This is a genomic window from Kribbella ginsengisoli (assembly GCF_039537185.1).
Classification (GTDB): Bacteria; Actinomycetota; Actinomycetes; order Propionibacteriales; family Kribbellaceae; genus Kribbella; species Kribbella koreensis.
The window spans coordinates 126,459-136,437 of record NZ_BAABAA010000012.1; the positions used below are offsets into that span (position 1 = coordinate 126,459).

At 68.6% G+C, this 9,979-nt stretch carries 7 protein-coding genes; 4 read left to right on the plus strand and 3 right to left on the minus strand.

All coding sequences use genetic code 11. The annotated features are described in order from the left end of the window. Nucleotides 1-57 precede the first annotated feature (57 nt). Nucleotides 58-636 carry a TetR/AcrR family transcriptional regulator gene (locus tag ABD768_RS32945; protein WP_344847272.1) on the plus strand — a complete coding sequence of 193 codons (579 nt, stop codon included), beginning with the start codon at nucleotides 58-60 and terminating at the stop codon, nucleotides 634-636. Between the two features lie 89 nt (nucleotides 637-725). Further along, a complete protein-coding gene (locus ABD768_RS32950) occupies nucleotides 726-1,706 on the plus strand; it encodes a CE1 family esterase (protein WP_344847274.1) in 981 nt (326 codons plus the stop codon). A 30-nt stretch (nucleotides 1,707-1,736) separates the two neighbouring features. Here ABD768_RS32950 and ABD768_RS32955 read toward each other — a convergent pair whose 3' ends face one another. Continuing rightward, a complete protein-coding gene (locus ABD768_RS32955) occupies nucleotides 1,737-3,935 on the minus strand; it encodes an ABC transporter permease (protein ID WP_344847276.1) in 2,199 nt (732 codons plus the stop codon). Continuing rightward, on the minus strand, nucleotides 3,932-4,669 hold the full coding sequence (locus ABD768_RS32960; RefSeq protein ID WP_425552065.1) for an ABC transporter ATP-binding protein: 738 nt from the start codon (nucleotides 4,667-4,669) through the stop codon (nucleotides 3,932-3,934). Before ABD768_RS32960 ends, ABD768_RS32955 begins: the two co-directional genes overlap by 4 nt. A gap of 193 nt (nucleotides 4,670-4,862) precedes the next feature. On the opposite strand from ABD768_RS32960, the gene ABD768_RS32965 reads away from it, so the two are divergent. Both ABD768_RS32965 and ABD768_RS32970 read left to right on the plus strand, forming a co-directional pair. After that, nucleotides 4,863-8,102, plus strand: a complete 3,240-nt coding sequence (locus ABD768_RS32965) for a TIM-barrel domain-containing protein (protein WP_344847279.1) — start codon at nucleotides 4,863-4,865, stop codon at nucleotides 8,100-8,102. A 99-nt stretch (nucleotides 8,103-8,201) separates the two neighbouring features. Further along, nucleotides 8,202-9,578 (plus strand): BTAD domain-containing putative transcriptional regulator, encoded by a 1,377-nt coding sequence (locus ABD768_RS32970; RefSeq protein WP_344847281.1) that lies wholly within the window; start codon nucleotides 8,202-8,204, stop codon nucleotides 9,576-9,578. Nucleotides 9,579-9,719: 141 nt separating this feature from the next. Here the strand turns inward: ABD768_RS32970 and ABD768_RS32975 are convergent, their stop codons facing one another. After that, entirely contained in the window at nucleotides 9,720-9,962 is a 243-nt protein-coding gene (locus ABD768_RS32975; protein ID WP_343966232.1) for a hypothetical protein, read from the minus strand. Between the last annotated feature and the right edge of the window lie 17 nt (nucleotides 9,963-9,979).

Below are 9,979 nucleotides of genomic sequence, written 5' to 3' on the forward strand. Positions count from 1 at the left end.
CCCGCAAGGATCCTGCCTACCACCCCACCCGCGCTACCTCCCGTAAGATGACCGGCCATGGCGACCAACGCGGAGCGCACTGCGTCGCGGCGCCGGGAAATCCTGGCGGCGGCATCGGCGATGTTCGCCACCAAGGGATTTCGCAACTCCTCCCTGCAGGAGGTCGCGGCCGCGGCCGGGATCACGCCGGCCGGCTTGCTGCACCACTTCGGCAGCAAGGACCAGTTGCTGACCGAGTTGCTCGCGCATCGCGACGCGTCGGAGATCGCCGAGGTCAACGACCCCGAGCGACCGCACGGTACGGCCTTCCTCGAGCACCTCGCCGACACCGCCGACCGCAACAGTGAGCGACGCGGGCTGACCCAGCTGTACGTCGTGCTCTCGGCCGACGGGGTGACCGACGAGCACCCGGCGCAGGACTACTTCCGGTCCCGGTACGACGGGTTGCGGTCGATGATCGCCGACGAGATCCGGCTGGCCCAGGCTGCCGGTGAGGTGGCCGGTGACAAGGACCCGCAGGAGCTGGCGACGCTGATCATCGCGGTGATGGACGGACTGCAGATCCAGTGGCTGTACAACCCCGAAGCGGTCGACATGGGCGGCCTCGTGCGCAAGCTGATCGGCGCCCTGACTTAGCCCACGGATGTTACGAGCTCTTGACGGCAGCGAAAAACCTACCGAACATTCAGTAGGTAAATCCGGGTTCGCCCCACCGAGGAGTTCAGATGAGGCTTCGCGCCGTCCCGCTCGCGTTGTTCGCCCTTCTCCTGCCGCTCGCGCCGGCGACCGCGGCACCGCCCGACGGCTGGGGTCGCTGCACCCGGGCCCTGGCCGCCGGCACTCAGACGATCCAGGTGCGCTTCGGCGATACGGCGTACCCGGTCCGCGTGCATGTGCCGCCCACCACCCCGAGGGGGCCGCTGCCGATCGTGCTGAATCTGCACTTCAGCAACGGGAACGCCGACCAGCAGGCGGCGTACTCCGGGCTCGAGCCAGTCGGCGACCGCGAAGGTTTCGTCACCGTCGAGCCCAACGGCAACCTGCCTGCCGCGACGCCCAACCCGAATCAGATCTGGTTCTGGAACGTGCCCGGCGTCCCCACCACCGCCGGCGCCTATCCCCCGCCGGACGCCCGGGACGACATCGCCTACCTGACCAAGGTCGTCGACGACGTCACCCGCCTCGCCTGTGGGGACTCCACCCGCGTGTACGTCGCCGGCCACTCCGGTGGCGCCCGGATGGCATCCGCCTACGCCTGCGCCCGTCCGGACAAGGTCGCCGCGCTCGCCGCCAGCGCCGGTCTGCGTGCCGGCCGCCCCTCCCCCACGGACCCGATGTTCCCGGAGGTACAGACCTGTACTCCGAACCGCCCCGTCCCCGTCATCACCTTCCACGGCGACGCCGACACCACGAACCCGTACCAGGGCAGGCCGACCGATTTGCGCTGGGGCTACCCGACTCCCATGGCTGTCCAGTCCTGGGCCCAAATCGACCGCTGCACGAGCGGGCCGACCGTCGTCGCGGTCGCACCACACGTGAACCGCCTGACCTACGACGGCTGCGCCCGCGGTGCCCAGGTGGTTCTCTACAAGGTTGCCGGAGGCACCCATAGCTGGCCCGGGAGCGCCGCCGACTCGGGTGCAACCAAGGAGATCGACGCCTCCACCCTGATCTGGCACTTCTTCCAATCCCATCGCCGTCTCTGAGGAGTTGAACCCGTCATGGGCCTCATGAACTCATTCTCGGGAGCCGGCCTGAGCCAGGGCCGGCCGCCGGAGCAGTAGGGCGATGGGCAGGATCGTGGTGGTCATGGCGAGGAGGGTTGCCCCGCCTAGCACTGCGATCCAGCCCAGGGCTGGTACGTAGGGCAGGGCGCCGCCGGTTACTGCACGGACGACCGTGGTCAGGGTGACGGCTGCGATTGTTCCGCCGATCACGACGGCCACTCCGAGGAGGCCGGCTTGTTCGGCGTTGACCATTCGCTTGACCTGGCGGGTGGTGACGCCGGTGAGGCGGAGGACTGCTACCTCGCGGCGGCGGGCCAGGGCGGCCATGATCATGGTGTTGGCGGCGGCGAGGGCGGCGTACGCGATCATCACGCCGATCAGGAGCTTGTTGAGCCAGGCGCTGATCGCCAGGTCCTTCGCGGTCTGCACGGTGAGCTGGCTGACCGGGATCAGGGTTGCGCTCTCCGGCAATGCGGTCGGTTTGCTTCCCGAAGTACGGAGCAGTACTTCGTCGGGGGCCTGGCCGACGGTCGCGCGGTCGAGGATGAAGTCGCCGAAGCCTAGGCCGCGGGAGTAGATCGCGGTGATCTTCAGGTGCTTCGGTGTTCCGTCGGCGAGCCAGATGTCGGCGGTGTCGCCGAGCTTCCAGTTCTGGGAGGATGCGCGGACCTGGGAGACCGCGACGCCGCCGGGTGTCAGTTCGCCTTCCTTGATCTGGAGGTCGGTCGTCTTCAGGGCGCTGGCGAGGTCCATCGCCTGGGCGGGGACGACTTCTGCGTCCTGCATGACCTTCACGATGACCGACGTACGGCGGACGCCCGTCGCGGCCTCTACGCCGGGCACCTCGCTCAGGCGCTCCGCCGCGTCGTCCGGTAATCCCTTGGGCGAGACCACGGCGTACTGCGCGAGGGTGCCGGCCTGTACCTGCTGGACGGTCTGCCGCTCGAGGTTGTCCTGGAGGAACCAGACGGAGCCGCCGAAGCCGACCGAGAGGACCAGGGCGGTCAGTACGGTCGCCATGCCTCGCGCGTTCGCCGCCAGGTTCCTGGTGGCGAGGTAGCCGCTGTTGCCCCAGACCGCTCGGAGGAGCGGGCTGAGCAGTTTGGCGGCGCGGCTGTTGATCCAGGGTGCGAGCAGGGCTACGGCGAGGACCAGGAGGTACAGCATGCTGACCGCACCGCCGAGGGCCGCTTGGCCGCCGCCCATCACCGCGAAGGCGCTGGATGAGAGGGCTCCGACAAGCGCCGCCAGGCCAAAGCCGAGTCTGACCTTGCCACTGCGGGTTGGCTCGACTGCTGCGTCGGCCAGTGCCTCGGCGGGGCGGATCGCGGAGATCCTCCTCGACGCGAGGAGAGCTGCGACAACGGCGAGCACCACGATGAGGAGCGCCGCCGCCGGCGCGGCCAGAACTCCAATGCCCATGGGGAAATCAGCTGGTACGAAGCCTCTGCCGATCAGCTGGTCGCCCATCCAGCGGCTTGCCAGCAGTCCGGTGGGGATGCCGATCACCGAGCCGATGCCGCCGAGGATCGCCGCCTCGCCCATCAACATCCGGCGGAGCTGCCACGGCGTCGCACCAGTTGCCCTCAGCAACGCGAGCTCACGCCGCCGCCCCCGGATCGACAGTCCGATCGTGCCGGCCACCACGAACACGATCAGCATCACGACGTACCCCCCGAAGGCGGCACCAACCTGGATCAACAGGTCCCGGGCCGCCGCGAGGTCTGGCCGCTCGACGATTCCCTTCGCGTTGCCGGCATATGCCTTGGCCGACTCCGCCGCCGCAAGCTTCTCCACCGCGGCCTTGACAGCTCCTCGGTCCGCACCGGCTTCCTCGGTGATAGCAATGACCTCGACCCGGCCAGGCGGGGTTTTGGCGCTGGTCGGCGGGTCTGCGACTGCTTCGGCGACTCCGGGGAGCTGGCGGAGTTGGTCGACCAGGGTGGCGGGCATCGTGCCGGGTTCGGGGAGGCGGGTTGTGGTGGTGTAGGTGTCGCCGCCGAATTCCTTGCCGGTGAAGGTGATGTCGCGCTTGGCCACGACCAGGTCGGCGGCGCCGTGGAGCTGCGGCTTGGGCTGATGACGGAGGCCGGACTCGACCAGTGCGCCGGTACCGGTCATCACCATCACACCGGCGGCTAGAGCGATCAGGGTGGCGAGGACCGTACCCGGTCGATGGCGGAGGAGACGCCCGGCGAGCCCGATCATCGCCGTACTCCCGTGTCAGACATGATGCGACCGTCGGCGAGTACCAGCACGCGATCGGCGTACGAGGCCGCCGTCTGATCGTGCGTGACCATGATGATCGTCTGCCCCTGCTCGTCGACGATCGACCTCAACAGGCCGAGGACGTCGGCCGCGGTGTGGCTGTCGAGGGCTCCCGTCGGCTCGTCCGCGAAGACCACCGTCGGACGCATCGCCAGTGCCCGCGCGATGGCAACCCGCTGCTGCTGTCCACCCGACAACTCGGCCGGCCGATGGTGCAGCCGCTCTCTGACGCCGACGCGCTCGACAACCTCGTCCAGCCACCTGCGATCCACCGGTACTCCGGACAGCCGCAGCGGAAGCATGATGTTCTCCTCCACGGTCAACGCACCCACCAGGTTGAAGTTCTGGAAGACGAACCCGATCTCGCTCCGCCGCAACCGCGTGAGCTTCGCCTCCGACAACCGCGACAACTCCTTGTCGCCGACCCAGACACGTCCGGAGGTCGGCCGATCCAACCCGGCGGCAGTCTGGAGCAGGGTGCTCTTGCCGGACCCGGACGGGCCCATCACGGCCGTGAACGTACCGCGGGCGAACGCAGCGTCGACGTTGTCGAGCGCCGCGACCCGCTGCTCCCCCGCCGCGTAGATCCGGCTGAGCTGTTCCACCCGCACAGCCGCCGTGCCATCGTCCGGGGCCGTTCGTCGGTTCACTGCGAGGTCGGTTTCGGTGATCACTGAGGTCATACCCGCAACGCTAGGCAGCCCGTAACGTCGGCGACATCCCATCCACTGGCGCTTCGGAGGTAGAGCTGACACCACCAACGACCACCTCTGGACACGCCGACCCTCAACGTGCTCATATTTGCCCTGCAAGGATTTCCATCGTTGTAGACCGCCCCCTCTTCGAGATCGGAGTCCGATCGTGCCGATGAGAACAGCCGGTACCGTCCCCCGCGCCCTCACTGTCGCCCTGGCCGCGTGCGTCGTGTCCGCCGGGTTGATCGCCCGGCCGGCCGACGCCACCAACAGCACCGTCGCCAGGCAAACCGTCATCACCGGCAACGCCCGCTTCCAAGTACTCTCCCCCACCCTGATCCGCACGGAGTACGCCGGCGACGCCCAGTTCCAGGACTCCGCGACCTTCAACGCCGTCGGACGCGACGACTTCAAGCCGGTCCCGTTCACCTCGTCGGTGACAGGCGGCGTACTCACCATCCGGACGAGCGCGGCGACCCTGACCTACAAGGTCGACTCGGGCCCGTTCGACGCGAGCAATCTCAGTATTCAACTGAAGGCTGGACCGACCCCTGTCGTGGCGGCGCCTTGGCACCGGCTGACCTGCGCTGTCGATGCGTTGTGCGAGGGTGAGGACCTGGTTGCCGATGGGCTCGGGGTTGCGACCGATCATCGGGGTTACACCGGTGCGGGGTTCCTTGCTGGATTCGAGACCACCGGAGCGCAGGCATCCGCGGACGTCCTCGTCGCTGACGCCGGGACGTACGCCTTCACCGCTCGGTATGCCAACGGGACTGGTGGCGATGGGAAGCACGAGACCCGGACGCTCAGCGTGTCCGTTGACGGTGGAGCGGCCCGAGCGGTGTCGTTCGCGCCGACGGACGGGTGGGACTCTTGGGGGCTGGCGTCAGTGCCTCTCACCCTCGGAGCCGGGCACCACGTCTTGCGGCTCGTCCGGACCGCGACTGATTCGGGCAACGTCAACGTCGACAGCTTCGCAGTACTCAAAGCGGCTGACGCCTATCCACCGGCGAGTGCTCGTGCGTACGGCGATTGCGCCTTCGCGGTCAGCTGCGAGGCCGAGGCCGGTCTCCCAGCCGGGTCAGCCGTGGTGGCGAGTGACCATCCCGGGTACGCCGGACGCGGCTTCATCGCGGAGCTGAACACCGGCTCGAGCCTCACCCAGCGAGTCGTCGGCGTCCCGGCGGACGGCACCTACCAACTCCACCTCCGCTATGCCAACGGCACCGGTGGCGACGGCCGCCACGAGACCCGGACCGCCACCATCACCACCGGCGGCGTGACGCGCACGATCTCCCTCCCGGCGACCACCGACTGGAACGCGTGGGGCACCGCGTCCATCCCAGTCGACCTCAAGGCCGGCACGAACGAGGTCGTCCTCGGCTGCCCGGAGGCGACGAGCTGCCACGTCAACCTCGACACGGTCGCCGTTGCGGCAACCGGCGTACCGGCTCCGCAACCGCACCTAGCGCTCGGCGGATACCGGCGCGGACTCGACGGGGTCAACGGCGACAACGGGTCGCCGACCACCACCGAGGGCCTGCTGCACAAGGACGGCTGGTACCTCCTCGACGACACCACCTCGGCGCTCTACGACGCTCCAGCCCGCCGGGTCACCCAACGCCCGGCACACGGCAGTGCGGCCTACCAGGATGGCTACGTCTTCGCATTCGGCCACGACTACAAGACCGGGCTCGGGGACCTCAAGACGCTGACCGGACCGGCCGAGCTGCTGCCGCGCTGGGCCTATGGCGTCTGGTATTCGGAGTACTTCGATCGCACAGCGGCCGACTACCGCGACACCATCCTGCCCGCCTTCCGCGCCAACGGCGTACCACTGGACGTCCTGGTCACCGACACGGACTTCAAGGCGCCCGACACCTGGAACGGCTGGCAGTTCGACACCGCGAAGTTCCCCGACCCCGCCGGGTTCTTCGCCTGGTCGAAGTCAGCAGGTCTGCACAACAACCTCAACATCCATCCCAGCATCATGGGCAACGACCCACAGTTCGCCCAGGCGCAGGCCACCGCGAAGGGCAAGCTGACCAAGTCCGGCTGCGGCGCCGACTGCTACGTCTTCGACTGGGCCGACCCCGATCAGCTCAAGGCCTACCTCGACCTGCACGCCGCGATGATGCAGCAAGGCAACGACTTCTGGTGGCTCGACTGGTGCTGTGACAGCTCCCGCTCCAGCCTGCCCGGCGTCACCCCGGACGCCTGGATCAACCAGCAGTACGCCGACCTGGCCGCGCCGGCGATCGGTCGAGGATTCGTCATCTCGCGGGCCTACGGATCGTTGCAAGCCGGTGGCTACGGCGGTCCGACGGCGTTGGCGACCGGTCCTTGGGCGGACAAGCGCAGCACGCTCCACTTCACCGGCGACACCTCGTCGACCTGGGGCACCCTGCGGATGGAGGTCGGGGCGACGCCGGCCGAGTCGGTGGCGACCGGCATGTCGGCGATCAGCCACGACATCGGCGGCCACAACGACGGCAACGGGCTGCCCGGCAGCGAGCTCTACACCGTCGGCGGGCAACAACGCAGGACATCGAAGCTGCCCGACGACATGTATGCCCGGTGGGTGCAGCTCGGCACGTTCCAGCCGATCGACCGGTTGCACAGCAACCACAGCGACCGGCTGCCCTCGCAGTACGGGACAGCGGCGGCCGAGTCGGCCAAGCGGTTCCTCAACCTTCGCGAGAACCTGGTGCCCTACACCTACACGCTTGCCCGGGAGGCGGCGACTACCGGCGTACCGGTGGTTCGGCCGACCTACCTGGAGTATCCGGAGGAGCCAGCGGCCTACGCCACGGCCGGGAGCGAGTACTTGTACGGCCCGGACGTCCTGGTGGCTCCGGTGACAACGCCGGGGACGCAGACGAGCACAAGCGTATGGTTCCCACCCGGCCAATGGACGGACTACTTCACCGGCAAAACGTACGCCGGTGGAACGACCCAGTCGGTCACCACGGATCTCGGCACCATGCCCGTGTTCGTCAGGTCCGGCGGCATCATGACGACCCGCACCGAGAACGTCACCAACGACGTCCAGAACCCCCTGGACAAGGTGACCGCGACGATCGCGACCGGCGCCTCAGGCACCTTCGAGCTCTACGAGGACGACGGCTCGACCACCGACCAGGCGCTGAGTGCGACGACCGAACTCACCTACCAGGAGACCCCCAACCGGCACGAACTCACCATCGCCCCCACCCAGGGCCGCTACCCCGGCCAGGTGACCGAACGAGAGTGGACGGTGAAGCTCCTCGGCGTCCAGGCTCCACCGGCCCGGATCAGCCTCAACGGCCACCGCCTCGACACCGAGAACTGGGCCTGGGACACCACCACCCGGACCCTGACCGTGAAAGCGCCTTCCCAACGGATCAGGACGGCACTCCGAATCTCCTACTGACAACCCTTTGCACAGGTAGGCTCCGGTAACGCTTCGCGGTCAGAGCGAGGCTTACCGGAGTACTACATGGATGCGGGGGACATATTGGGGCAGTCTCGCGTGCGGCTGGGGATTCTCGGGCCTTTGCGGGTGCAGGTGGGTGGCGAGACAGTGGCGGCCAAGCGGCCGGCTGTTCGTCATCTGCTGGGTGCGCTGCTGCTGCACAGCGGCGAGGCGCCGAGTGCCGCTCGGGTGACGGAGCTCGGTTGGGGTCCGGCCGGGTGCTCGAGCGGGTCGTTGCATACGACCGTGTCGCGGCTCCGGGACTGGCTCAAGGAGGAGTGCGGGCCGACAGCGACCGTCACCTGGGACGGGCACGGATACCGGCTCGAGCTCCCTGACTCGGACGATGACCTCGCGACCTACCGGCAACTCGTCCTGGCGCCGCGAGCGACCGAGCCGACTGAGCGCGCCCACGAACTGCACCGCGCGCTCGACCTCTGGCGCGGGCCGCTCTTCGCCGACGGCCCCGAATGGATCCGCACCGACCCGCTGGTACGCCGCTGGGAGGAGTCGCGGATCAGCCTGGCCCTCGAACTCGCCGACGCGGCGCTGGAGGCCGGCAAGCCCGAGTTCGCGCTGAACCAGTTGGAGCAACTGGCGGCCGAGCTCCCGTACGACGAGCGAGTCCACGCCCGCCTGTTGACCATCCTGCTCGCCTGCGGCCGACGAGCCGAGGCCCTGCGCCGGTACGACGACGTGCGCCGCCGGCTGTCCGAAGAACTCGGAGTCAGCCCCAGCGGAGCCCTCGCGGAGGTCCACGCCGAGTTGCTCCGTGAGCCGCGCTCGGCACGGGCACCGTTCCACGACCGGCCTAAGTCCGGCCAGCTGGTGATCGGCAGTCACGAAGCGATCATCGCCCTGCCCGAGGTCCGCGCCCTGCTCGCCGAGATGCGACTGCACCACCCGGACCTCACCATCAAGGTCCGCCACCTGGACTTCGTCGAACAGGTGACCGCGCTGCCGCAGGGCCAGGTCGACGTCATCGTCGCGTACCTCCCCGTCCCGCCCGGCGTTCCGGTTCAGGTCATCGGCACCGGCACCCGCGCGGTCGCCGTCAGCAACAACCATGAACTGGCAGGCCGTGACCAGCTCCGGATCGCGGACCTGAAGGGTCACAAGGTGGTGAGCCTGTCCCCCAGCGTCCACCAGGAGTACCGCGACTTCTGGGCCGTCGATCCCCGCCCCGACGGCAGCCGCGTCGACTTCACCGACGACGAGGTCACCAACCTCGAAGAACTCTTCTCAGCCGTTGCCCTGGGCCCCAACATCACCGTCGTCCCGGCGAAGTGCCGCGACTTCTACCCCCGGCCCGACATCGCCTACATCGACGTCGTGGACATGGCCCCCATCACGGTCGCCCTGGCCTGGCTCCCCGGCCCCGAGCGCCCCGCCCTCGACGCCCTGGTCACCGAGGCTGCCCGTCTCCAGGCCTGACCGCGCCTCACGCTTCACCGATGGCTGGGGCAGCAGCAGATCCCGTCGCGTAGACGCTTCCCGCACCATCCCTCATTGCCCAGCCTCCAGACCGAGCCACCTCGGCCGACCCGACCTGGCGCGAGCCACTGGCCGGCCGGGTCAGGTCGCGGTTCGGGGGCGGCACCATTCGCGGCGGGCAGCCAGGCCGAAGCAGAGCGCGGCCACGCTGAGCACTGCCACGATCGCCCATTCCAGAGCGCCGTTGCCGCCGTCCGGGTCCCAGCCGATGAGGAGTTCGATCCATTCGCGGCTGATCAGCGTGACCACCGCCAGCAGCAGCGCAGCCACCGAGAAGCCGGACTGCAGCCAGAAGCGAGTACGTACCGCGGGCAACGAAGACATCAGGCAAGCTCCTTCGA